A 23,665-nucleotide genomic window follows, 5' to 3' on the forward strand; every position below is an offset into this window, starting at 1 on the left:
GAACTTTGCTTCAAGGTATTGTGCCGCCGGTCACAAGGCCGTACGCTAAACGAAAGCCTTTCGCTTAGTGATTCGCTCCCCCTGAAACTTCCCCTCCCCATAAGACCCAGAGGATTCCCATGTCTGACCTCGAAACCCGACCTCCAGCAGCGGATGCTGGAAATGGGCTCAAACGGAATGCCCTTGGCACCGGCGGGATCGCCTTCCTGGTGATTTCCGCAGCTGCTCCTTTGACCGTCATGGCCGGCGTAGCCCCTGTGGCTATTGGCATCGGGGGCATCGGCGCCCCCATGGGCTATGTCATTGCCGGCGCAGTCCTCCTGATTTTCGCGGTCTCGTTCATGGCGATGACCAAACACGTCAAAGCTGCCGGCGGATTTTATACCTACATCACGCTGGCCATGGGCAAAACCGTGGGGCTGGCTTCCGCCATCCTGGCGATCGTGTCCTATAACTGCCTGCAGATTGGTGTCTACGGACTGTTTGCCGTTCAGACCCAAGCCATGCTCCGCACCCTTTTTGGGCTGGATGTTCCATGGCCTGTCGTCGCTTTGATCGCCATCGCGGCAGTCTGGTTCCTCGGATACCGCGGGATCGATGTCGGCGCGAAGGTCCTGGGTGTCCTGCTGATCGCCGAAACCGCCATCCTGGGCATCATGGGCGTCGCAATCCTTGCCCACGGCGGCGCTGAAGGCATCAGTTTTGCCTCCTTCTCCCCCGAACACGCCTTCACGCCGGGCGTCCTTGCCATCCTTGCCATCTGCTTCGCGGCCTTCATGGGCTTCGAATCCACCGTGCTGTACCGGCGCGAGGCCCGTAATCCGGACAAGTCCGTCCCACGGGCAACGTACATCGCCGTCGGATTCATGTCGGTGTTCTACGCCTTCATCGTGTGGACCGTGATCCAGGCCTTCGGCAACGGAAATGTGGTGACCGCGGCCGGCGAGCTGGCCGATGGAATGTTCTTCGCCACCATCAACCAGTACGTAGGACCTTGGGCTGAGGTGGTCATGTACATCCTGATCGTCACCAGTGTCTACGCCTCGCAGCTGGCCTTCCACAACGCCATCAACCGCTACGTCTACATGCTCGCCAAGGACGGAGTGTTCCCCGCGTTCCTGGGCAGGACCCACCCCAAGTACAAATCGCCGCATCGTGCCGGGCAGATCCAAACCGTCCTGGCCGCCGTCATCATCATCATTTGCGCCATCCTCGGCGCCGACCCGTACAAGCAACTGCTGATCTGGGTCAACACTCCCGGGATCTTCGGGATTGTAGCCCTCCAAGGGCTGGTGTCGGTAGCCGCGGTCATCTACCTGCGCCGCAACCCTGCCGCAGTGACCCATCGCCTGCTCATTCCGCTCAGCGTGGCGTCGGCCATCCTCCTGTTCGGGGTGGCGGCGCTGATCGCCATCAACATTGAACTGCTCACCTTCGCGGATGCTCTGACGAACACCATCCTGCTCCTGGTGGCACCCGCCGTTTTCCTTGCAGGCCTGCTGATTGCGCGCAGCCTGCGCACCACCCGACCCAACGTTTTTGCACGGATTGGAAGCTTCGAAACCCATGATTCCTGACCTCATTGTCCTCGCCGACACCGTTCACACCATGGACGGCGGCCACAGTGACCCGATCCAAGCCGTAGCTGTCCGTGCCGGGGTGGTTGCCGCCGTCGGCAGCCGTCTTGAAGCCCAGGACTGGGCGCAGGACGGCACGCGCGTGGTGGACCTCGGCAGTGCAACGCTGACCCCTGGCCTGGTGGACTGCCACATGCACCCGGTGTTCGGCCTGGACCTGACCATCGGGGTTGATCTTTCCGGCGCTGCCGGCCTGGAGGACGTCCGCACCCTGTTGGCGTCGGAATCACGGAACGACGACGCGTGGCTGCGTGGCTGGGGCCTGAATCCGAACTCTTTTGGCGAAGTTCCGTTGCACCGGAGCGTGCTGGACGACGTCAGCGGCGACAAGCCGGCGCTGATCCGGTTGTTCGACGGACATTCAGCCCTGGCAAACAGCCGGGCACTGGAAGCGGCAGGAATCCACGGTCCCTGCGGGTTTGAGCAAGCGGCCGAGGTGGTGTGCGATGGCGACGGCGTTCCCACCGGCCTCCTCCTCGAAGCCGCGGCCATGGAACTCGTCCAGCGGCACATTCCCCAAGAGCCGTTCAGCGAACGCAAGGCCCGCCTGGCCGACCTCCTCAGGGACTTTGCCCGCTCAGGGCTGACCGGTGGACACGTCATGGACCACAGCGAGGAGTCCTCCGCGCTGTTTCAGGCTCTGGAGGCCGACGGCGAACTTCCACTGCGGCTGCGCAGCGCTCCGTGGTGCATGCCGGGAAGCGATGAAACCGAGTGGAAAAGGCTCGCCCGGACCATGGGAACCGGTGGCCGGCGGTGGTCCGTTGAAGCCATCAAGCTCTTCGTCGACGGAACAGTGGACAACGGAACTGCCTGGCTCTACGAGCCAGACACCCATGGCCAGTCCACGGCACCTTTCTGGCCCCGGCCGGAAGAGTACGCGGCCGCCGTCCGCTACTTCGCTGCGCGCGGAATCCCCACCGCCACGCACGCCATTGGTGACGCGGGAGTGGAGTACGTGCTGGACGCACTGGAGTCGCTGCGAGGCGATGTGCCTGCGGACATCCTGCGCGGAACAGTCCATCGGATTGAGCACCTCGAGACGGTTCCGGACGGGCTCGTAGAGCGTTTCAAGGGAACGGGGATAGTTGCCAGCATGCAACCGACGCATTGCACCCATTACTCCCTGGCAGACCAAAGCGACAACTGGTCCATCCGGCTGGGCAAGGAGCGTGCTGACCGGGCCTGGCGCTGCCGGGACCTCCGCGAGGCCGGCGTGACGCTGGGCATCGGTTCGGACTGGCCGATCGCCCCCTTTGAACCACTTCCGATCATCGCGGACGCCCAGTTGCGCCGGCGGTCCGGGCACCCCGGAGAGGAACCCATCGCACCGGCCCAAGCTCTCACCGCACTGCAGGCCCTTGAGGGCTACACCTCGCATGCGGCAAAAGCTGCAGGCCTATGGGAGGTTTCCGGTTCCATCAGCGTGGGCAAACGGGCAGACTTCACGGCCTTCGACCTGAATCCCCTGACCACGGACCCGGACGAGTTCGCTGCCAGTGCTGTTCTGGGAACCTTTGTGGACGGCGAGATCCAGTTCATGCTGGACCGGACCGCCTGACAGAAGGCCTGGACTACATCCTGTTCTTCGTCCTGGCGGTCGCCGGCGCGGTCCAAGGGTCTTCGGGCCAGGGATGCTTGGGATAACGCCCACGCATCTCGGCCCGGACCTGGGAGTAGGGGCCGGACCAGAAGGAGGCGAGGTCGTCGGTGACCGCCAGGGGTCTTCCCGCCGGGGACAACAAGTGGAACAGCACTGGGACGCGCCCATCCACCAAACGCGGCGTCCGGTCCCAGCCGAAGCATTCCTGAAGCTTGACCGCGACCACCGGCCGGCCGCCGTCGTCATTGCCGTCCCGGCGCTCCGAAACCTCGGGGTAGTCAATGCGGATACGTGAGCCGCTGGGGACCTCGAGCCGCTCGGGCGCGAGGCTGTCCAAGCGGGAGGCCTCGGGCCACGGCAGCAGTCGCCGCAAGGGCTCCGCCAGGTTGATTGACCTGACGGAGGCCCCGGTGGCAATCTGTTCCAGTTCCGGGCCCAACCAGTCCTCCAACCGGGCAAGCAGCGCGGCTTCCCGGACGTCGGGCCAGGGATCGCCGAGCTCGTGGTGCAGCAGCGCAAGCCGTCGTCGCAGGCTGTCGGCAGCGGCCGACCAGCCAATCATCGTCAGGCCCGTTTTTGCCAGGGCCTCGCCCACAGCTCGCCGTCCGGCCTCCGCGCCGGGGCGGACAGGCGTTGAGGACAGCACGATGGCGCCCAACCGCCGTTCCATCCGCGCTGACACCTTGCCTTGCTCAAACTTCGCCCGCACCGTGTTGGCCAGGAGATCCGGAGCCGCAGCTTCGGCCAGGTCTGCCGAAAAGGGCGCGGCGGAACGGATCACGGCACCCGTTCCAGCCGCATCGCGACCCTGTGCTCGCGACACCTCGGCCACCGCAATCCACTCATGCGCGGACAGCGGACTCCCCGCTGGGAGCCCGGCGCGCGTCCCGGAGGACAGCAGGTACGTGGTGGATCCATCGCCGGGCACGCGGCGGGCCACCCGGTCCGGGAACGCCAGTGCCACCACAAACCCGGGCGCTTCCCTCGCCGTGACCAGGGCGTGCGGCTTTGGATGCACCCCAACAGCCCCTTCCTGCCGAGCCATGGACTCCAGACGCCTGGCATCCTCGGCGAAGCGGCGCGCTGCCGGGTCGGAACCCGAGCGCAAAGCCGTCAACAAAGCGGTGAGGTCCGCACCGGGTGCGCGCTGGTCGCCGGCCACCAGTGCGACCGTCTCCGCTGCGGCGCGTTTGCCGACCACCGCCGAACCGTCCAACAAGGCGCGGGCGAGGCGTGGGTCGGCGGGTATACGGGCCAGCGTCTTACCGAGGGCGGTAACGCTCCCGTCCTTGGAGACGGCGCCCAACTCCCGGAGGACTTCCACGGCATCGTCCATGGCTCCGCGGGGCGGCGCATCCGGCAACTGCAGGCCCTGGCCTCCGGGCGCACCCCAGCAGGCGAGGATGAGCGCCGCTCCGGTCAGGTCAGCCACGGAGATTTCAGGCGTCTGATGTGCCGGCGCGGCTGCGTAGGCCTGCTGGTCATAGCAACGAACTACCAGACCGGGACCTTGCCGGGCGGCGCGTCCGGCACGTTGATCTGCCGACGCCCGGGAACACGAAACGGTCACCAGGCCGGACATTCCGCGGCCTGAGTCGCGTCGCGGTTCCCGGGACAGCCCTGAGTCAACAACCAGGCGCACCCCGGGAACGGTGAGCGACGACTCGGCCAGGGAGGTCGACACAATGATCCGCGGCAAACCACCGGGTTCCCGGCCGGACACGGCGCGATCCTGGGCTTCCGGTCCGATCTGGCCGTGCAACTCCAGCACCTCAACGCTCCGGGGAACCTGCGCGCGAAGGCGATGGGCGACGTCGGACACTTCACGGGCACCCGGCAGGAAGACCAGTGCGTCCACCTCGGGGTTTACGGCCAGGGCTGATGTGTGGGCACTGGCCGCGGTGCGGGCAACGTGGTCCAGGAAGGCTCGGGCCACTCCCCGATCGTTGAGTCGATGCTCGCCGGCCGGCGCCCACTGAACCTCCAGCGGGTACAGCGCCGAGGGACAGTCGACGACGGGAGCCGGCCCGCCGCCGTCGGGCGCTGTGACGCCCGGCCCTGGTTCGCACTGCTGGAGCAGGGCGGCGAAGCGTGCTGCGTCGAGTGTTGCTGACATGGCCACCAGCGTAAGGTCGCCGCGGAGTTCGCGGACCTCGGCCAACATGCCGACCAGGAGGTCGGTTTCCAACCCCCGCTCGTGGACCTCATCGAGGACAACGGCGTGAACGTCCTGGAGGCCCGGGTCCGAGAGCAGGCGCCGGAGGAGAATGCCCGGCGTGACGAACTCGACCACTGTGTCCTGGCTGGTCTTGCTTTCGCCGCGGACGGTGTAGCCCACCCTGGCACCCAAGGGGCTGCCGTCCAGCGACGCGAGCCGTCGGGCAGCCGAACGCGCCGCAATCCGCCGCGGTTGGGTAACGACGACGCGTGGCCGGGGTTGGTGCCGTTCGGAGACCAGGTTTGCCAACAGCGGCGGCACGAGTGTGGTCTTGCCGGTGCCGGGCGGTGCCTGGACGACCGCCGCGCCGCCGTCGCCCTGGCGTGCCAGCACCGCGGTCAGTTCCCCGAGGGATTCAGCGAAGACCAGCCCCCTGCCAATGGTGTCCACTCTGAAAGTCACCAGACCATTCTCCCTGTTGATGGGCACGAAAAAGGCCACGCCCCTTTGGAGGGAGCGTGGCCTTTTCGGTGTGCTGTGGCTTTTAGCCGATGGTGGAGGCATCGATGACAAAGCGGTAACGGACGTCCGAGGCGAGAACGCGCTCATAGGCCTCGTTGATCTTGCTGGCCGGAATGACCTCGATCTCCGCGCCAAGCCCGTGTTCGGCGCAGAAGTTCAACATCTCCTGCGTTTCGCGGATGCCACCGATGGCCGAGCCGGCGAAACGGCGACGACCCGTGATGAGGGAGAAAACATTCACCGGCAGTGGCTCCGCCGGGGCGCCAACGTTGACCAGGCTTCCGTCAAGGGTCAGCAACTGCAGGTATGCGCTGATGTCGATGGACGCGCTGACGGTGTTGATGATGAGGTCGAACGTGCCGCCAAGCTGTTCGAAGGTGGCGGGATCACTGGTGGCGTAGTAGTGGTCGGCGCCGAGCTTGAGCCCATCCTCCATCTTCTTCAGGGACTGGGAAAGGACAGTGACCTCAGCGCCCATGGCGTGGGCGATCTTGACGGCCATGTGGCCGAGTCCGCCGAGACCGACGATGGCCACCTTCTTGCCAGGGCCGGCGCCCCAGTGGTGCAGCGGCGAGTAGGTGGTGATGCCTGCGCACAGCAGCGGTGCGGCCACGTCAAGGTCCAGGCCCTCGGGAATGGTGACCACAAAGTCCTCGTTCACCACCACATGGCTGGAGTAACCGCCCTGGGTGATGGTGCCGTCGCGGTCAACCGAGCCATAGGTGCCAACGTTTCCCTTGAGGCAGTACTGCTCTTCTCCTGCCAGGCAGTTCCTGCATTCCTTACAGGAGTTGACCATGCAGCCGACGCCCACGCGATCGCCCACCTTGTGCTTGGACACCGCCGAGCCAACCTCGGTAACGATGCCGGCAATTTCGTGGCCGGGGGCCAAGGGATACTGCTGCGGTCCCCAGTCACCGCGCACAGTGTGGATATCCGAGTGGCAGATTCCGGCGAACTTGATATCAATGTGGACGTCGTTGGGACCGACCTCCCGACGTTCGATGGTGGTCAGGGTCAGGTCGCCCGTAGCCGAGGGGGCAGCGTAAGCGTTAGCGGTAGGCATGTTTCTCCTGCGTAGTGAACGTTGTTGGATGTTTCCATCTAACCCTGTTTCCCTGGGAGGAAGGAGTTACTGCTGTTAGGGGTAATGACAGGGACTCCCTCAGCTGATCAAAAGCCCTACCGTTGGAAGCATGGACAACCGGACTGAGACACGCGATTTTCTTGCAACCCGGAGGGCGAAGATCACGCCCGGGCAAGCAGGGCTGGCCGCGTATGGCGGCAACCGGCGCGTCCCGGGACTTCGTCGCGGCGAGGTAGCCATGCTCGCGGGTGTGAGTGTGGAGTACTACACCCGTTTGGAGCGCGGCAACCTTTCCGGGGTCTCGGAAAGCGTCCTGGAGTCACTGGCCAGCGCCCTGCAGCTTGACGACGCCGAACGCGCCCACCTGTATGACCTCGCCCGTGCAGCGAGCGACGGCGGCACGTCCCGCCGTCGACCCGTCCGGAAGCAGGCCATCCGACCGGGCGTCCAACTCACCCTGGATGCCATCACCGGCTCGCCCGCTTTCATCCGCAACGGCCGCCTGGATCTCCTGGCAACGAATGCCCTGGGCCGGGCCTTATATGCAGACATGTACGACAGCCCTGCCGGGCCACCCAACCACGCCCGGTTCCTCTTCCTTGACCCACGCAGCCACGGTTTTTACGCCGACTGGGAGCGCGCCGCCAACGACACCGTGGCCATCATGCGAACTGAGGCAGGCCGCGACCCCTATGATCGGGGGCTCAGCGACCTTGTGGGCGAACTTTCCACCCGCAGCGAGGAATTCCGGGTGCGCTGGGCATCCCACAATGTGCGCCAGCACTACACCGGCAAGAAGCATTTCCGGCACAGGATCGTGGGAGACCTGAACATGCTGTATGAGGCACTGGACCTGTCCGCCGACGCCGGCCTGACCCTGACCGTTTACAACGCCGAGCCCGGCACCGGCACCGCGGACGCCCTTCAATTGCTCGCAAGCTGGGCGGCCACCACCCTGGCGGTCCCGACGGATTCCGAGCCCCTCCGAAACACACACATCACATAATCCACAACGAGAAGGACCATGGATATCACCGCCAAAACCACCAGCACCAAGGGCCCGTCGGAGCTCTTCACCGGCGACGTCTACTTCGACGTCATAGCCAAGGGTGAAGCACCATCGCAGCTGCGGGTGAACATCGTCCGTTTCGCACCGTGCTCCCGGACGGCGTGGCACACCCACGCCGCGGGACAAACCCTGCACATCACGGACGGAGTCGCCTTGGTGCAGTCCCGGGGTGGTGAAGTGCGAGTTGTCCAGCAAGGCCAAACGGTTTACACGCCGCCCGGCGAATGGCACTGGCACGGCGCTGCCCCGGACCACTTCATGAGCCATCTGGCCATGTGGGAAACTGCCGGGGCGACCGATGGTTGCGAGACCACATGGGGCGACTTGGTCACCGATGAGGAGTATGGCTACCCCACGTGATCGACACTGATCACTTGCTGGTGATTCATTGACCCGTCTTTAGGGGGGTGGGAATAATGGGGGAAGCGCTTTCCATCCCTCCTATCGCGGAGTCACGACGTGAACCCCCAGCACGACCTCAGCTATGACTACTCCCCCTGGACCTTCTGGAGTTCCGCCTCCGAAGCCGAGCGCGAGGCGCAGCATAAGCACCACAAGGGATTCGCCGAACGGCCTGGGATCACCTTGGGTGAACGGGTCTTCCTGTCTCCCTTGGCCAGCGTCGACCCTGAGACGCTCTCCATGGGTGCCGATTCGTTCATTGCTGCACACGCCTATGTCACGGTCACCATCACCATCGGCGACGACTGCACCGTCAACGCCTTCACAGTAGTCCGAGGCACCGTCGTCATGGGCGACGGTGTGCGGATCGGCGCCCACACGTCAATCCTTGGATTCAACCACTCCATGGACCCCTCCGGGCCCGTCTTCAAGCAGCCGCTCACCAGCAAGGGAATCCGCATCGGCGACGACGTCTGGATCGGGTCCAACGTCGTGGTCCTTGATGGAGTCACTGTGGGATCACATGCGGTACTGGCCGCCGGTGCCGTCGTGACCAAGGACGTGCCCGAATGGTCCATCGTGGGAGGGAACCCCGCCCGCCGGATCCGTGACCGAAGGGACGCCACTCCAGTGGCATTGGACGTCCGTGGGGAGGCGGCGGTCGACGGCGGGTTGCGGGCGGCCCTTGCTGCCTTCGCGGATACAGCACGTGCCGACGCTCCAACCATTCTTTCGCGAAGTTGGACGTCTGATGCCGGTGGCCGCTACGTGGACCGACCGGGCTCGGTGCCGACCGTCAGGGCTCACTGCGATGCCCTTGAAATCGCCGACTTGCTGCTGGGTTCCGCGCCGCCCCAGTTGCAGCGGGAGGAACACGTTTCGCGGCTGCAGAGTCTCCAGGACCCCATGTCTGGTTTAGTGCCGGAGTTCGGAGCCGACGGCTTGGGGTCGCCGTTGCTCTTTGGAGTAGGTCCCGCTACCTATCATGTGCTCTCCGTCGGCTATGCCCTGGACCTGCTCGACAGCGGGTTCCAGCACCCGGTCCATGTCGTCGCCGACATGGATGCGGCGGCTTTGCTCGCGTCACTGGAGGCCCTCCCCTGGCGTAAGGAAGCGTGGGGATCCGGTGCATGGGTGGATGCGTGGGGCACAGCCGCCTACTGGAACCTGTCCCAGGGCCAGCCGAATTCGGCTGGTTCCCTTGAGACCTTGTTCGGTTGGTTGCTGGGGCATGTCAATCCATCGGCCGGCACCTGGGGAACGCCCGCAGCGGACACCAGGCTCAAGGTGGTCAATGGGTACTACCGACTGACGCGTGGAACGTTCGCACAGTTTGGCTTGCCGGTGCCCCATGCTGAACGCCTCGTGGACACTGTCCTTGAGCACGCCGACGATGCGCGGTACTTCTCCCCGGGCCGGCAAAACGCTTGCAATGTCCTGGATGTCGTCCATCCGTTGTGGCTGGTGTCCAAGCAAACCGCGCACCGCCGGGAGGAAATGATGGCATGGGCCGGGAATCAGCTGAAGCAGGCACTTATCCGGTGGGAGACGGGCAAGGGAATGGCCTTCAGCGCCGCACCGGAGAGCGGAGACCACCATCTCGCCAAGCTTCAAGGGACCGAGATGTGGCTGGCCATCGTCTGGTATCTTGCCGATCTCCTCGGCAGTGCGGAAGCTCTGGGATACCGGCCCCGCGGCGTCCACCGCCCGGAACCAGCATGGTTGCTGCACAAGCTCTAACCCTCGGCGGTCCGTCACGTCCCGACTTTCGATAAAGGTCGTCCCAGGTCTACCGGTAGCCGACACGCTGGAAATGTCAGACCCCCATGACAGGGTTTAGTCATGGGAGTCATCGGGCAGATCATGGCGCGGCGGGCGGGTTCGCCCCGCGCCGATGAGCTGCGCCGGCGGTCCCCGAAGTCTCTGGGCGTGCCTGCCCGGCTGGCTGCTTTTAACGGCACGGCTCTTAAGGGCACGACGGCGGTAGGCAGCGTTGCGGGATGTCACCCTTCAGGGTCAAGCACGTTGCTGTTTCCGTGCCAAGTCAGCCAATTTCCGTTCCAACGCCATCCGCTCGGCAGTGTTCGAGCACAGATCCAGGGCCTCGGCGAAAGCAGCCTTCGCCGCTCCGAAGCGGCCCAGCCTGCTGAGGAGTTCCCCGCGGACCGTGGGCAGGAGGCGTGAACCGTTCATCTCGCCCGGGTCGTCAGGGAATCCACCAACTCCAGACCGGCGGCCGGCCCCGAAGCCATCGCTACCGCGACTGCGCGATTCAACTCGACCAACGGCGACGGTGTCAGACGCCCCAGCGCCTCGTAAAGGATCACAATGCGCTGCCAATCCGTCTCCCCCGCCGTTGGTGCCAACGCGTGGCACTCCGCGATTGACGCCTGCAACCCGTAGGCGCCGAGACCGCGGCCGGCTGCGACCGCCGTCGAAAGTGCTGCCCTGCCACGGCGTATGGCGGATTGGTCCCACCGGCCCCTGTCCTAGTCTTCAAGGAGAACAGGCTGGCCCGCCGCGTCCAGCCTCGCGGGAAAGCGCGCAGCCGTCAGTTCCATGAGCGCCAACAGCCCAAACACTTCGGACCCGGGTGCCAGCCGGACCAGAACGCGTGCCAGCCGGCGTGCTTCACTGGCAAGTTGCATCCGCATCCATGAGTCGCCGCTGGTGGCGAACGAACCCTCAGTGAAAATCAGGTAGACCACCTGCAGCACCGAGCCAAGACGCTCCGGAATTTCGTCTGCTTCCGGGACGGCAAACGGAATGTGCGCGGCTGCCAGCGTCTTCTTGGCGCGCGTAATGCGGGCCTGGATGGTTGGCACGGGTACCAGGAACGCTTTGGCGATGTCCTCAGTGCCGAGTCCGCCCACAACCCGCAAAGTCAAGGCTATCCGCGCTTCCTTGGACAGCACCGGATGGCACGAGATGAACATCAGGGCCAACACGTCGTCGTCGATCGAGTCAGGGTTGAACAAGGCGTCCACACCCGGTTCCTCCTCGGAGAGGTCCCGCGCCAGAAGAGCGTACTTTGTGTCGCCGGTGGCACGCTTCCGGAACGTATCGATGGCCCGACGGCGGCCGGCGGTCAGCAGCCAGCCCACCGGCTCCGCGGGTATGCCGCTGACGGACCATGAGACCAGGGCTTCTGCGAGTGCTTCCTGGGCGAGGTCTTCGGCCAAGGTGAAGTCGCCCGTATAGCGCGCAAGGGCACCGACGATGCGGGCGGATTCACTGCGCCACACCGCTTCGACGGCGGCCCTTGCCTCGTTGCTGCCCACGTCAGGCGGTGCCAACGGCGGCAGCTTCCGTTCCCGGCTTTACAACTGGCCGGTCTGCTCGCGCCATGCGCGTTCCTTTCGGATCCATTCGTTGTCCTGTGGGAACTCGTCGATGCTGGTCACGCGCCGGATTTCAGTCTTGGTGCCGGCCGTCATGGGAGCCCGTTTGGCCCATTCGATGGCTTCCTGCTGCGACGCCACGTCAAGGATGTAAAAGCCGCCGAAGAGTTCCTTGGTTTCGCCGTAAGGACCATCCGTCACCACGGGTGTCTCGCCGGTGAAATCTACCACGACACCTTCTTTTGCATCGTCCAGTCCCTCTGCGGCCAGGAGGACGCCTGCGCGGATCAGTTCGTCATTGAATTTGCCCATGGCTTCGAGGATTTCATTGAAGTCAATGTTCTCGAACTTTGCGTACGAAGCGTCGTCTGCCCGCATGATCAACATGTATTTTGCCATCTGACTCAATCTCCTGTGTCGTGGAAGGTCGCCCTTCGACCTTCTCATTCATAGGTCGAACAGCACGAGCGGAAATCGACAACGAAATGAGATGAATTTTCCGGCTCCCTGCGCGACGTACGGGCGTAGTCTGAAGGAACGGTGGAAAACGATTCTGTTGAGTCTGCCGGGAAGTGGTTCGAGGCACGATGGCACCAGAACGTTCGTCCGATGAAATTCTGCCGGATCGGGGTGCCGCCCGGACCGTCACCACCTATGCCACGCTCCTGAAGTCCGTGCGCAACGCTGGCCTCCTGAAGCGCAGGCGAGGTTTTTACATCACCGTCTTCGTGCTCCTGATGGCGGCCTGGGCAGGCACATGGGGCGGCTTCTTCGTGCTGCGGGACACATGGTTCCAACTTCTCATTGCAGCGGGGATGGGCGTTGTCCTGACCCAGTTCGCGTTCTTCGCCCACGAGGCCGCCCACCGCCAGGTGTTCAAGTCCAAAGGTATGAATGAATGGTCTGCGCGACTGGTCGGTACGGCCTTGGTGGGTATCAGCTACTCGATGTGGGCGCAGAAGCACACCCGGCATCACAACTTCCCCAATGTGATCGACAAGGACCCGGACATCCATACGGGTGCCATCGCGTTTCACCCGGAAGCAGCGAGCCGGCGCCGGGGTGCCATGGTACACATCACGCGCAAGCAAGGCTGGCTGCTTTTTCCCCTGTTGTTCTTCCTGGGCGTGAGCCTGCACGTTGATTCGCTGAAGTACCTGCTGCACCAAAGAAAAGTCGATCACCGATGGGTGGAAATTCCGGTGATCATGCTGCGCCTGATGGTTGTGCCGCTTCTGGTGTTCTGGTTGCTGCCCTTGGGCATGGCGTTTGCGTTCCTCGGTGTCCAGCTGGGCGTGTTCGGCTTCTACATGGGCGCGTCCTTTGCCCCGAATCATAAGGGCATGCCCATCCTGCCCACTTCCAGCCGGGCTGACTTCCTCAACCGCCAGGTCCTCACGGCCCGGAACATCTCCGGTGGCCGGTTCATGGACGTGCTGATGGGCGGACTTAACCGCCAGATTGAGCACCATCTCTTCCCTGACATGCCACGCCCGCACCTGCATCGCGCGTCCGGGATCGTCAAAGCGTGTTGCGACGAACTGGATATCCCCTACACCGAAACCAGTCTGGGGGCGTCGTACGTGACAGTGGTGAGATACCTGGACGAGGTGGGCTTGTTCGCCGGCGAGCCGTTCGAGTGTCCCGTGGTGGATCAATTCCGACGCCGGTAGCAGGTGGGGCGACAGGCAGGCGCAAGAGGATCCCCCGGACACCCGTCCGGGGGATCCTCTTTTTGTCACCGTCGTTGCGTCGGAGTCGCCCGTGCCCAGGGTGGGCGGGCTACGTTCAGCGACCGCCCCCGCCGATGACTCCCGCTTCCACAGCTTTGGTCACGGCGTCGGCTTCGGCCTGGGTGAGCTTTCCGTCGGTGACTGCTTTGTCCAACTTGGTCTTCAACGCAGCGGCACGCTCGGCCTTGCCTTCAGCGCGAATCTCCTCCAAAGCAGTAGTGACCTTGGCCTCGTCCACGCCCAATGACTCTGCCAGCGACTTGGCCAGCGCAGCATCCTGCGCCGTGGGGTCCGGCCTGGTGCCTTCCGTTCCTTCCGCAGGCGGCGTGGTGGGCTTGTTCGCCTCGCGGAATGCCTTCAAGGCTTCGGTGACCTTGGCCTCGTCAACACCCAACTTGCTGGCCAGTTCGGTGGCGATGCGGCCCGCGTCGCGGCCGTGTCCGTGGCCGCCGGGCTTTCCCCCGAGCTCCGATGGCGCGCTTGCATCCGCCGAGGACGTTGCACTTGGTGACGGTGTGCTGGCCGCTGTGGCGATGCTGGTGGCCCCCAGGCCTGCGCCCAATGCCAGGGCTCCGGCCGCAACACTCAGCGTAATTCTCGTGGTTTTCGACATGTACCTCTCCTCAATGAGCCGTGGTGACGGCTGGTGTCTGAGGGACGGGCAGTAGTGCCGTCCTCTTAACACGATGAGAGGGCAACCCCAGCCCACGCTGTCCCGAACCTGTCATTCGGCTGTGAAAGTGAACACGAACCTGTGAGGCGCACTTAGTTGAACCGGTCCAGTGCCTCAAGCAGCCGCTTGACCGAGCCGCCGAGGTTCCAGTCGGTGGCCAACTGTTCGAGTTCATCGCGTGCTGCGCCTGTGACGGGACGCAATTGAGCACCTGCCTCCTCCAGTGTGGGCACCGTGAGGTCGCGAACTACCTTGACGACTGCGGGCGCCACCTTTAGGTAGTCAGCTGCGGCTGTGAGTTTTGCCCGGGTGGAAGCGGACAACCCGCCGTCGGGGTCTTCTGCTGTCTCAAGCAGGCCCTCCAGTGAACCATGCGTAGCGAGCAAGGACGCCGCTGTTTTTTCGCCGATGCCTGCGACGCCGGGGAGCCCGTCCGAAGCGTCACCGCGCAGGGTGGCAAAATCGGCGTACTGCCGGGGCAGGACTTTGTATTTACCCACCACCACTACGTCGGTGACCAATTCCAGGTTCCGCATTCCGCGGGCCGTGTAGATGACCCGGACCGCGCGGTCGTCATCCACCAGTTGGAAAAGGTCGCGATCGCCGGTGACCACGTCTGTGGGGACCTGCGCCTGGGTGGCGTACGTGCCCACGACATCGTCAGCTTCGTACTCGTCCACACCTACGACGGCAATGCCCGCCAGGGCCAGCACATGGCGGATCAGGGGAATCTGGGCCTCCAACGGGTCAGGCACTACCTCGATGTCGGGGCCATCCTGCACGATTTCCGCCACCCTATGGGACTTGTAGCTGGGAATCAGGTCCACGCGCCACTGCGGCCGCCAGTCATTGTCCCAGCACGCGACGACGTGCGTCGCCTCATAGTCGGTGGTGAGGCGGGCGATCATGTCCATCAGGCCCCGCACGGCATTGACCGGTGTTCCGTCGGAGCGGCGAATCGAGTCAGGGATGCCGTAGAAGGCACGGAAGTACAGCGAGGCGGTGTCCAGCAGCATCAATCGGGGCATACCTGATCCTGCCATGCTGGCTGACCTTTGGGCAGGAACCACGGCGCGTTCCGGTGCGAGGCGATACCTGGGGTTGAACACTACTGTGAGCCGCATTACGATTGTGTGAGCGATAATAGAACAGCGTGTTCTATTATCGAACACAGCTTGGCTAAAGACAGCCCACAAAGAAGTGAGGAAAGCCCGTGCAGTTCCACCACCACGGTTACGTATCCGGTGACCCGCGAGTCGAACCGGCCGCCGGCGTCGGAATCAACCGCCCCACCGAGCTCCCCGACGAAGTTGACGTCCTCATTGTGGGAACCGGCCCTGCCGGCATGCTGACCGCGGCGCAGCTTTCCCAGTTCCCGGACGTCACCACGAGAATCGTCGAACGCCGGCCAGGCAGGCTGGCCATCGGCCAGGCCGATGGCATCCAGGCCCGCAGCGTGGAGACTTTCCAGGCTTTTGGGTTTGCGGAGCGCATCATCGCCGAGGCCTACCGCATCACTGAGATGGCCTTCTGGAAGCCGGACCCTGCGGACCATTCACGGATTGTGCGCGCGGCCCGCGCCGTGGACGATCCTGCCGGAATCAGCGAATTCCCGCACTTGATCGTTAACCAGGCGCGCGTGCTGGACTACTTTGCGGAGTTCATGGCCAACTCCCCCGCCAGGATGAAGCCCGACTACGGCTACGAGTTCCACAGCCTCCAGGTCTCCGGCGATGGCGAGTACCCTGTCGAGGTGACGCTGGCGCACACATCCGGTCCCCTTGAAGGGCGGGAAAGGGTCATCCGCGCAAAGTACGTCGTCGGCGCCGATGGCGCCCGCAGCAAGGTCCGCGAGTCTATCGGCTGCCATCTGGCAGGAGACCAGGCCAACCACGCCTGGGGCGTGATGGACGTCCTCGCCGTCACCGATTTCCCCGATATCCGCACCAAGTGCGCCATTCAGTCCGGATCCGGAGGCAGCATCCTCCTGATTCCACGCGAAGGCGGGCACTTGTTTCGGATGTACGTGGATCTGGGCGAAGTGGCAGCTGACGACCATGGCGCCGTACGGAAGACCACCATCGAACAGATCATCAAGAAGGCCAACGACATCCTCCACCCCTACACCCTGGACGTCCGCAACGTCGCGTGGCACAGCGTCTACGAGGTGGGACATCGGCTCACGGACAGGTTCGACGACGTTCTGCCGGAGGACCGCGGTACGCGCACGCCGCGGGTGTTCATCACCGGCGACGCGTGCCACACCCACAGCGCAAAGGCCGGCCAAGGGATGAACGTCTCCATGCAGGATGGTTTCAATATCGGCTGGAAGCTTGGCCATGTCCTCGAAGGCCGCAGCCCGGAAAGCCTCCTGGACACCTACTCGGCCGAACGCCAGGTGGTTGCGAAGAACCTCATCGACTTCGACAAGCAGTGGTCCACACTGATGGCCAAGAAACCCGAGGAGTTTGAAGACCCCGCGGAGCTGGAGACTTTCTACACCAGCACGGCCGAGTTCCCGGCCGGTTTCATGACGCAGTACGCGCCATCGCTGGTCACGGCCGGGGCGCAACACCAAGAGCTCGCCACCGGCTTCCCCGTGGGCAAGCGCTTCAAGTCAGCTCCTGTTCTCCGGGTCTGCGACACCAACCCGATGCACCTGGGCCACCACGCCAAGGCCGACGGCCGCTGGCGCATCTACGTCTTCGCCGACCCCGCACAGGCAGGCGCCGCTGGACCGGTAGCGGACTTCGCCGAGTGGATTGCCAACTCGCCGGAATCGCCGCTGGCCGCTACGCCGTCGAACGCCGACCGCGACGCTTGGTTCGACGTGAAGGTGATCTACCAGCAAGACCACACCAACATCGACATCAACGCCGTTCCTGCCGCGTTCAAGCCGACCGTTGGCCCGTTCAAGCTGACCTACCTTGAAAAGGTCTTCGGCGCAGATCCGGCCGCGGATATCTTCGACCTTCGCGGCATCAGCCGCGAAGGAGCGGTGGTTGTGGTTCGCCCCGACCAGTACGTCGCCAATGTGCTGCCATTGAGTGCGACAGCGGAACTTGGCGAATTCTTTGCGCCGCTTTTGGCTGCGCACCCAAGCGCCGGACTTGTCCAGGCGTAGAGCCGCAAGGAAGCTGCCGGTGGGCCGACAAGGCCTGCCGGCAGCTTTCGCCTTTAAGGGCCTCGTTCACACTGACGATGTTTTACACACCTGTAACGCACAGCACTGGAAGCAAACAAAATTGCAGAGTATCTTTATTGCAATGCAGTTTGCAGAGTGACGTGGGTTACAAGGAGGGCAGTGATGAGCAGCCAGGATGTAGTGGGCACACCCCCTGCGGCAAGGGAATCCGTGGATCACGCATGGCTCGGGGATGCCCTGCCGGACGTAGCCCTGTCCAAGTCGCAGGCCCGCGTGGTGGAAGTCATCGCCCGCAATCCGCAGCTCTCTTCCTATGCAGACATCGCGGAGATCGCCCAACGTTCCGACGTGAACAACTCCACTGTCGTCCGGACGGCGCAACGGCTCGGCTACCGCGGCTGGCCGGACCTGCAACGCGAACTTCGCTCCCGCTACCTGGTGCTGATTTCCACGGAAGACACCCTGATCGAACATGGCGAGCACCGGAGCCCCCTCCACGACGCCCTGAACCACGACATCGAAAACCTCCGGCTGACCCTTGACTCCAACACCGCCGAGGACGTCGAAGCCGCCATTGCCGCCCTCGCCTCGGCTGCCTCCATTACCGCTGTCGGCATCGGCTCCTTTTCCGGGCCTGCAAGCGTCATGGCCCATCTCGGTTCGACCATGGGCTACCCCATCACGCTGGAGAACCGCGGCGGGGTCCACCTCGCCTCCGCGGCCAACAGCCTCGGCCCGGGCGACGTCCTGGTGGTAGTGAACATGTGGCGCTCCGTGCAGCAGATCATCGTGACCGCTGAAGCGGCCAAGCAATCAGGTGCCACAGTGATAGCCATCAGCGATATGCGCCGTGGGCGACTTGCTGCCGCTGCCGACCACTTGCTGATCGTCGCATCGGAAGGCATCTCCTTCTTCCAGTCCGTCACCGCCGCAAATTCCATGGTCTATGGGCTGCTTGCGGGCATGGAAGCAGCCCACCCCGAACGCAGCCGCGCTGCTATCCGACGCACCCAGCAGCTATGGAAAGACCTGGATATCTACCTGGACTAACAGCTACCACAGCCGTCCGCGGGTCATCCCCACCCCTCATCCCCTCCCCCCGCAACACCCACCAAGGAGTTTTTTATGAGCAACAAGCGTCGCGTGGCCGTCATCGGCCTCGGATCCATGGGCGGTGCAATGGCCGCCACCCTGCACCGCGCAGGCTGGGACGTCGCGGGCTTCGATCCCTCGGAATCCGCGCGCCGGGCTGCGGCGCAGGGTGGCATTTCCACAACGGCTGATATCCAGGACCTGGCAGGAACACCCTATGCCGTACTGTCGCTGCCTTCGGCCAAAGTCGTGGAGTCCACAGTGCCGGCGCTCCTCACAGCACCCGGGACCATTGCCATCATCGACACCACCACATCCGAGCCCGACACCAGCAAATCCATGGCCGACCTCGCCGCATCGAGGGGCGCAGCGTTTATTGATGCCCCGGTTTCCGGCGGCCGCGATGGCGCAGCCACCGGAAGCCTCAGTGCCTTCGTCGGAGCCACCGAGGACGCCCTGGACGCCGCGGAACCTGTCCTTGAGGCGCTGACCGGCGGAAAGTATGTACACATCGGCGGCCCCGGCAGCGGCAACGTCGTCAAACTGCTCAACAACGTCCTGGCCGCGGCGAACATGGTGTCCGTGGGTGAAGCCCTGGGAGTAGCGAAAGCCTATGGAATTGATCCGGCTGTTGCGGCTGCAAGCATCAGCAACGCCTCAGGCGGCAGCAAAGTCTCTGCTGCGATGTACCCCGCCTGGGTGTTTTCCGGCACGCATGACTCCGGGTTCTCCTTGGGCTTGATGGCGCGGGACGCCGCTCTGGCCATCGATGTCGCCCGACGGATAGGCGAGCAACCTGAACTCCTGGCTGCAGCGTCCATGCAGTGGCAGGATGCCTTGACCGCGCTGGGACCGGCCGCGGATTTCACGGAAATAGCCAGGACTGTGGCCCCTGCCGTGACGCCCGCAGGAGCACCGACCACTATTCCTGGTGCATAGCATCCACCTGATCAGAGAAGGACAAATATTTTGAGTGTCACCACAGCCCCCACGGCTTCATCCGCGGAAACTGCCCGCATGGTCCTCAATTCGGCTTTCCCGTTGGGCCTTGGCGCGTTCATCGACGGAAAGGTGATTCCCGGCTCGGGCCAGGGCATCACGCTCACGTCCGCTGCGACAGGTGAAGCCTTCGCCAGTTACGCCGATCCGGGTGAGGAAGGTGCCAACGCCATTCTTGAGAGCTCCGTCCGTGGTGCGGCGGCTTGGGGAAGGCTGAACGGTTTCGAGCGCGCGGCCATCCTGCGCAACGTCAGCGCGGTCATTGAAGCCCACATCGAGGAACTGGCGATCCTGGAGTCTGCCACCACCGGCAAGCCCATCCGCGACGCCCGGGTCGAAGCAGGCAAGGTCGCCGAAATGTTCGGGTACTACGCAGGGTGGGCGGACAAGTTGACCGGCCAGACCATACCCGTCCCCGGTCCTTGGCACACCTACACTGAACGCGTCCCGTGGGGCGTCGTCGTCGCCATCACCCCGTGGAACGCCCCGCTGTTCACCGCCGGTTGGAATTCAGCGGCTCCGCTGGCCGCCGGCAATGCCGTGATCATCAAGCCTAGTGAATTCACCCCGGCCACCACGGTCCGCCTCGCCCAACTGGCTCACGACGCCGGGCTCCCGGACGGAGTTTTCAACGTTGCCACCGGACTGGGCGCGACTGTGGGGGCAACACTGACCACGGACCGGCGGGTCGGCAAAATCAGTTTCATCGGTTCCGTACCTACCGGACGCCGCGTGGCGGTCGCAGCTGCCGAAGCCGGCATCCCGGCCCTGCTGGAACTGGGCGGCAAGAGTGCCAACATCGTCTTTGCCGACGCCGACCTGGAACGGGCAGCCGACGGCGCCATCTCAGCGATCTTCTCCGGCGCAGGCCAGTCCTGCGTCGCTGGTTCGCGGCTGCTCGTGGAACGCAGCGTCCACGCCCGGTTCGTCGAACTGGTTGCCGACCGCGCGGCCAGGCTCCGTGTCGGAGATCCCTTGAACGCGGACACCGAGGTAGGGCCGATCATTACCGCACCACAGTTTGCCACCGTGACGTCGTTGATTACGGCCGGAATCGACGACGGCGGCCGCCGGGTGACGGACGCAGCCCTCCCGGAGGCGCTGACCGGCTCAGCATTGTCGGGGGGCCACTGGGTCATGCCAACCTTGTTGGACGGCGTGAGCCCCGCCAACCGTTTGGAAACCACTGAAGTCTTCGGTCCCGTGGTGGGTGCCGACGCCTTCGACACCGAGGCCGAAGCCATTGCCCGGGCCAACAACACCAACTTTGGCTTGGCAGGCGCCGTCTGGACTTCCGACATTTCCCGCGCACACCATATTGCCCGCGAAGTTAAGGCCGGCACCTTTTGGATCAATTCGTACAAGACCATCCACGTGGCGGTCCCTTTCGGAGGCTTCGGCGATTCAGGATACGGCCGGTCTTCCGGTCCGGGCGTACTGGACGAGTACACGCAAACCAAGGCTGTCTGGGTGCCCACACGGGCGGCCGGTTCACCCTTCCCGTCTTTGTCCTACTAAGTCCTTGTCCCACTACCAGGAATGATCATGGAAATGACCAGCACACCATCCTCCACGGAGAATCTGCGCTCAACCCTCAAAGACGGCGTAACCGCCTGGAAGCCAAAGGTGCTGGCACTCTCTGAGGACCTGCACGCCCATCCCGAGATCTCCTTTGAAGAAGTGCGTGCGGCCGGGGCCATTACGTCTTTGCTGGCCGAAGGCGGCTTCGAGGTAACCCCGGGAACGGCGGAACTTCCCACAGCGTTCACGGCCAGCGCCGGAACCGGGGACCTGGTGGTGGCCTTGTGCATCGAATACGATGCCCTGCCATCAGTGGGCCATGCGTGCGGACACAACCTTATTGCCGGAGCTTCCGTGGCGGCAGCGCTGGCCCTGCTTCCGCATGTGGACGAGCTCGGAATGACCTTGAAGGCCATTGGCACACCGGCGGAGGAGCATGGCGGTGGGAAGGTACTGATGCTGGAGCGGGGCGCCTTTGACGGCGTTGGCCTGGCGTTGATGGTCCACCCTGTCCAGGATGGCATCACCTACAACCCTGCAGGAACCACCGCCCAGGCCGTGGGCCGGTACCAAGCCGTCTTCACCGGCAAGGCCGCCCACGCTGCGGCTGCACCCCATCTGGGCGTGAACGCTGCGGATGCGGCGGTGCTGAGCCAAGTGGCTATTGGCCTGCTGCGCCAGCAGATTCCCGGCGATCACCGCGTCGCCTGCTTCGTAGCTGAGGCCGGACACGTCACCAACATCATTCCCGACCATGCCGTGGTGCCGTTCGAGTGCCGGGCTTTCACGCTCCCGGAGTATGAGGCATTGCTTGAGCGTGTAAAACGCTGCTTTGAAGGTGCCGCCCTGGCCACGGGAACCACCCTGGAAATCACTGCGGCCGAACCACTGTATGAACCGTTGGTCCAGGACGCGGACCTCGCCAGTCACTGGACGGCAGCCATGGACGCCTTCGGCAAGGACACCTCACCGGCGTCGGGCATGGGCGGCGGCTCCACTGACATGGGCAACATCTCCCAGGTCATTCCATCCCTGCATCCGTGGCTGAGCATTCCCGGAGCAAACGTACCCATCCATTCGCACGGCTTCGCGGCCCTAGCGAACACCTCCCAGGCATACACGGTGATGTTCGAGGCAGCCACAGCGCTGGCCTGGACCGTCGCCGGTGCCGCAACCCATCCCCAGCAGAGAGAACGCTTCGTCAAGGCGGCCTACCGCCGCGAAGCCCTGATCCAGGAAGCAACATCATGAGCACCAGCACCGAGACCGCGCGGACGGAGAAGGCCGGCACACGGCTTACGCTTCCGATTGCCGCGCTGGCGTTTGTCATCGCCCTTGCGGTTCAGTTCATTGGCCAGGCCAAAATCGACCTTGGCATCGGCGCGATCATCATCTTCCCGATGGTTTGGGGCTTGATTCTTGGCCTCCTCGTGTCCATCCAGAAGTTCAAGCCGCTTGGCCTGGACCTCCAACGGGTGGCCGCTGCCCTCGTCGGTGTGGCCGTCCTGCTCCTTGTGGCCAGGTTGGCGTTCAACATCGGCCCGAGTCTCCCCAGCCTCATTAAGGCCGGCCCTGCCCTCCTGCTGCAGGAAGTGGGCCACCTGCTGGGAACCGTCGTCCTGGCACTTCCGCTTGCGGTGATATTGCGCATGGGTAAGGCAACTGTCGGTGCCACGTTCTCCCTGGACCGCGAACCGTCGTTCGCCATGGTCTCGGAGAAGTACGGCCCGGATTCGGACCAATACCGTGGCGTCCTGGCAATGTACGTCTTCGGCACCCTTTTCGGCGCTATCTTCATCACCCTCCTGACGTCCTTGGTAGCCAACTGGAAGATCTTCGATCCGCTGGCCCTGGCCATGGGCGCCGGTGTGGGCTCGGGCTCCATGATGGCAGCCTCGGCAGCGAGCATTATCGCTGCTTACCCGGCCGACCAGGAAGCAATTCTTGGCATGGCCGCCGTCTCGAACCTGATCACCACCATTCTGGGCGTATATGTCGGCATCTATATCGCCCTTCCCTTGGCCGATAAGTTCTACAAGGTCCTGACCCGAAACAAGGAGCCGCAGAAAGCCGCTGCCGGCGTCGCGCCGCAGGCACGCTCGGAAGCAGAGCTTGCACAGGACGAAGTGCAGGCCGATGAGAACCGGCGCTTCCGTGAGGAAGTAGCAAAGTCCTCTGCGGCAATGAAGTTGCCGCTCTGGCTGTCCCTGTCCGTGTTGACCGTCCTGGGGGTGGGCACCGCGGCGGTGGCAGCCAAGGGGTTGAGCCTGTCCATCCTGGCTGGTTACGCCATCATGCTGGCCCTTGTCCTGGTGAGCCTCCTGCTGGCCAAGATCACCCGGAAGGTTTCCGCGATCGTCTTCATCACCACCATCGGCGCCTATATTTCCAGCCCGTGGTTCTTCGGAGCAGGGGTACTGAACGAAGCCGTCAAGACCGTGGACTTCCTTTCCATCGCCACAGCGATGCTGACCCTTGCCGGCCTGTCGCTGGGCAAGGACATCCCACTGCTCCGGAATATCGGGTGGAAGATCATTCCGGTGGGCCTGGTGGCCATTACCGCGTCGTTCCTCCTCTCGACGGTGATTGCGGAGTTCGCGTTGGGGCTCTGGCACTGATCATTTTCCGACACTGCGGAAGGGTCTGTTTCCCCACCCGGGAAACAGACCCTTTTCGTATCCTG

The 23,665-nt window shown here is 64.0% G+C and carries 17 protein-coding genes and 1 pseudogene; 12 read left to right on the forward strand and 6 right to left on the reverse strand.

From position 1 onward, the window contains the following. Positions 1 to 119 precede the first annotated feature (119 nt). Both QF015_RS01920 and QF015_RS01925 read left to right on the forward strand, forming a co-directional pair. Positions 120 to 1,577: an APC family permease gene (locus tag QF015_RS01920; RefSeq protein ID WP_429386503.1), complete on the forward strand. Its 1,458-nt coding sequence runs from the start codon at positions 120 to 122 to the stop codon at positions 1,575 to 1,577. Further along, positions 1,567 to 3,198, forward strand: a complete 1,632-nt coding sequence (locus QF015_RS01925) for an amidohydrolase (RefSeq protein ID WP_429386505.1) — start codon at positions 1,567 to 1,569, stop codon at positions 3,196 to 3,198. Before QF015_RS01920 ends, QF015_RS01925 begins: the two co-directional genes overlap by 11 nt. Before the next feature lie 13 nt (positions 3,199 to 3,211). On the opposite strand, the gene hrpB is transcribed toward QF015_RS01925, so the two are convergent. Both hrpB and QF015_RS01935 read right to left on the reverse strand, forming a co-directional pair. Continuing rightward, a complete protein-coding gene (gene hrpB / locus QF015_RS01930; protein WP_429386507.1) occupies positions 3,212 to 6,007 on the reverse strand; it encodes an ATP-dependent helicase HrpB in 2,796 nt (931 codons plus the stop codon). Then, positions 5,943 to 6,986, reverse strand: coding sequence for an NAD(P)-dependent alcohol dehydrogenase (locus tag QF015_RS01935; RefSeq protein WP_310205064.1), 1,044 nt, complete (start codon positions 6,984 to 6,986; stop codon positions 5,943 to 5,945). Before QF015_RS01935 ends, hrpB begins: the two co-directional genes overlap by 65 nt. Before the next feature lie 130 nt (positions 6,987 to 7,116). Between QF015_RS01935 and QF015_RS01940 the strand changes: the two genes are divergently transcribed. The 3 genes from QF015_RS01940 (at position 7,117) to QF015_RS01950 (ending at position 10,218) form a co-directional block, all read left to right on the forward strand. Further along, positions 7,117 to 8,013 (forward strand): helix-turn-helix transcriptional regulator, encoded by an 897-nt coding sequence (locus tag QF015_RS01940; protein WP_429386509.1) that lies wholly within the window; start codon positions 7,117 to 7,119, stop codon positions 8,011 to 8,013. Positions 8,014 to 8,031: 18 nt separating this feature from the next. After that, positions 8,032 to 8,436 (forward strand): (R)-mandelonitrile lyase, encoded by a 405-nt coding sequence (locus QF015_RS01945; RefSeq protein ID WP_429386511.1) that lies wholly within the window; start codon positions 8,032 to 8,034, stop codon positions 8,434 to 8,436. 99 nt (positions 8,437 to 8,535) lie between these two features. Next, positions 8,536 to 10,218, forward strand: a complete 1,683-nt coding sequence (locus QF015_RS01950; protein WP_429386513.1) for an acyltransferase — start codon at positions 8,536 to 8,538, stop codon at positions 10,216 to 10,218. A gap of 276 nt (positions 10,219 to 10,494) precedes the next feature. Here the strand turns inward: QF015_RS01950 and QF015_RS01955 are convergent. After that, positions 10,495 to 11,759, reverse strand: a pseudogene (locus QF015_RS01955) (RNA polymerase sigma factor). 39 nt (positions 11,760 to 11,798) lie between these two features. After that, positions 11,799 to 12,218: a YciI family protein gene (locus tag QF015_RS01960; RefSeq protein WP_310205075.1), complete on the reverse strand. Its 420-nt coding sequence runs from the start codon at positions 12,216 to 12,218 to the stop codon at positions 11,799 to 11,801. A 188-nt stretch (positions 12,219 to 12,406) separates the two neighbouring features. Here QF015_RS01960 and QF015_RS01965 point away from each other — a divergent pair, with 188 nt between their 5' ends. Continuing rightward, positions 12,407 to 13,492 (forward strand): fatty acid desaturase family protein, encoded by a 1,086-nt coding sequence (locus tag QF015_RS01965; protein ID WP_310205078.1) that lies wholly within the window; start codon positions 12,407 to 12,409, stop codon positions 13,490 to 13,492. A 115-nt stretch (positions 13,493 to 13,607) separates the two neighbouring features. Here the strand turns inward: QF015_RS01965 and QF015_RS01970 are convergent, their stop codons facing one another. Together QF015_RS01970 and QF015_RS01975 are read right to left on the reverse strand one after the other, a co-directional pair. Then, positions 13,608 to 14,165 (reverse strand): Clp protease N-terminal domain-containing protein, encoded by a 558-nt coding sequence (locus QF015_RS01970; protein WP_310205080.1) that lies wholly within the window; start codon positions 14,163 to 14,165, stop codon positions 13,608 to 13,610. Positions 14,166 to 14,317: 152 nt separating this feature from the next. After that, positions 14,318 to 15,253, reverse strand: a complete 936-nt coding sequence (locus QF015_RS01975; protein WP_310205083.1) for a 5'-3' exonuclease — start codon at positions 15,251 to 15,253, stop codon at positions 14,318 to 14,320. 185 nt (positions 15,254 to 15,438) lie between these two features. On the opposite strand from QF015_RS01975, the gene QF015_RS01980 reads away from it, so the two are divergent. From QF015_RS01980 to QF015_RS02005, 6 genes are all read left to right on the forward strand, one after another. Continuing rightward, on the forward strand, positions 15,439 to 17,349 hold the full coding sequence (locus QF015_RS01980; protein WP_429386516.1) for an FAD-binding monooxygenase: 1,911 nt from the start codon (positions 15,439 to 15,441) through the stop codon (positions 17,347 to 17,349). A gap of 183 nt (positions 17,350 to 17,532) precedes the next feature. After that, positions 17,533 to 18,420 (forward strand): MurR/RpiR family transcriptional regulator, encoded by an 888-nt coding sequence (locus QF015_RS01985; protein ID WP_429386518.1) that lies wholly within the window; start codon positions 17,533 to 17,535, stop codon positions 18,418 to 18,420. 75 nt (positions 18,421 to 18,495) lie between these two features. Then, a complete protein-coding gene (locus QF015_RS01990; protein ID WP_429386520.1) occupies positions 18,496 to 19,401 on the forward strand; it encodes an NAD(P)-dependent oxidoreductase in 906 nt (301 codons plus the stop codon). Positions 19,402 to 19,431: 30 nt separating this feature from the next. Further along, positions 19,432 to 20,979, forward strand: a complete 1,548-nt coding sequence (locus tag QF015_RS01995; RefSeq protein WP_429386522.1) for an aldehyde dehydrogenase family protein — start codon at positions 19,432 to 19,434, stop codon at positions 20,977 to 20,979. Positions 20,980 to 21,006: 27 nt separating this feature from the next. Then, entirely contained in the window at positions 21,007 to 22,233 is a 1,227-nt protein-coding gene (locus QF015_RS02000) for an amidohydrolase (RefSeq protein WP_429386523.1), read from the forward strand. Then, complete coding sequence (locus QF015_RS02005) at positions 22,230 to 23,600, forward strand: DUF3100 domain-containing protein (RefSeq protein WP_429386525.1); 1,371 nt, start codon at positions 22,230 to 22,232, stop codon at positions 23,598 to 23,600. Before QF015_RS02000 ends, QF015_RS02005 begins: the two co-directional genes overlap by 4 nt. Positions 23,601 to 23,665 lie beyond the last annotated feature (65 nt).

Source organism: Paenarthrobacter sp. TE4293, assembly GCF_050435325.1.
Taxonomy (GTDB): domain Bacteria; phylum Actinomycetota; class Actinomycetes; order Actinomycetales; family Micrococcaceae; genus Arthrobacter; species Arthrobacter nitroguajacolicus_C.

Coding starts and splice junctions, on each gene's coding strand:
- QF015_RS01970 (WP_310205080.1), bottom strand. CDS start 14,165: ATGTCGAAAACCACGAGAATTACGCTGAGTGTTGCGGCCGGAGCCCTG.
- QF015_RS01920 (WP_429386503.1), top strand. CDS start 120: ATGTCTGACCTCGAAACCCGACCTCCAGCAGCGGATGCTGGAAATGGG.
- QF015_RS01990 (WP_429386520.1), top strand. CDS start 18,496: ATGAGCAACAAGCGTCGCGTGGCCGTCATCGGCCTCGGATCCATGGGC.
- QF015_RS01975 (WP_310205083.1), bottom strand. CDS start 15,253: ATGCCCCGATTGATGCTGCTGGACACCGCCTCGCTGTACTTCCGTGCC.
- QF015_RS02000 (WP_429386523.1), top strand. CDS start 21,007: ATGGAAATGACCAGCACACCATCCTCCACGGAGAATCTGCGCTCAACC.
- QF015_RS01935 (WP_310205064.1), bottom strand. CDS start 6,986: ATGCCTACCGCTAACGCTTACGCTGCCCCCTCGGCTACGGGCGACCTG.
- QF015_RS01925 (WP_429386505.1), top strand. CDS start 1,567: ATGATTCCTGACCTCATTGTCCTCGCCGACACCGTTCACACCATGGAC.
- QF015_RS01945 (WP_429386511.1), top strand. CDS start 8,032: ATGGATATCACCGCCAAAACCACCAGCACCAAGGGCCCGTCGGAGCTC.
- QF015_RS01965 (WP_310205078.1), top strand. CDS start 12,407: ATGGCACCAGAACGTTCGTCCGATGAAATTCTGCCGGATCGGGGTGCC.
- QF015_RS02005 (WP_429386525.1), top strand. CDS start 22,230: ATGAGCACCAGCACCGAGACCGCGCGGACGGAGAAGGCCGGCACACGG.
- QF015_RS01985 (WP_429386518.1), top strand. CDS start 17,533: ATGAGCAGCCAGGATGTAGTGGGCACACCCCCTGCGGCAAGGGAATCC.
- QF015_RS01940 (WP_429386509.1), top strand. CDS start 7,117: ATGGACAACCGGACTGAGACACGCGATTTTCTTGCAACCCGGAGGGCG.
- QF015_RS01960 (WP_310205075.1), bottom strand. CDS start 12,218: ATGGCAAAATACATGTTGATCATGCGGGCAGACGACGCTTCGTACGCA.
- hrpB (WP_429386507.1), bottom strand. CDS start 6,007: ATGAGCGCGTTCTCGCCTCGGACGTCCGTTACCGCTTTGTCATCGATG.